Origin of the sequence: Streptomyces milbemycinicus (genome assembly GCF_002154605.1) — a bacterium.
Classification (GTDB): domain Bacteria; phylum Actinomycetota; class Actinomycetes; order Streptomycetales; family Streptomycetaceae; genus Streptomyces; species Streptomyces milbemycinicus.
On the sequence record NZ_MUNE01000942.1, the window covers coordinates 1 to 428 of the forward strand.

Annotated in this window: 1 protein-coding gene; it reads right to left on the reverse strand. The window is 65.9% G+C overall.

The annotated features are described in order from the left end of the window. Window positions 1–50: 50 nt before the first annotated feature. Window positions 51–428 (reverse strand): TIGR00366 family protein (locus CCN51_RS58765; RefSeq protein ID WP_245881852.1); only part of this gene is annotated, 378 nt, incomplete at its 5' end.

Below are 428 nucleotides of genomic sequence, written 5' to 3' on the forward strand. Positions count from 1 at the left end.
AGACCGGCCACTTGGCGCCGGCGCGCGACCCCGCCGATCGCGCTGGTCCGTCAGGGAAAGGTCAGGGTCTGGGCGAGCAGCGTCACGAGGACGAGCACCGTGGGGAACAGCGCAAGGAACATGGCGAAGGTGTAGCCCATGATGTCGCGCGCCTTCAGACCGAGGATGGCGAGGGTGGGAAGCATCCAGAACGGCTGGAGCAGATTGGCGCTGGCCTCGCCGAGGTCGTACACCACGACCATCCACCCCTGGTTGACGTGGAGTTCGTTGGCCGCCCCGAGTACGTAGGGCGCCTCGACCACCCACTTGCCACCGCCGCTGGGTACGAACACCCCGAGCACACAGCTGTAAACACCGATGAGGGCCGGGTAGAGGTATTCGTTCGACACCGACACCAGCCAGTCGGCGATGGTCTGGTGCAGTCCGGT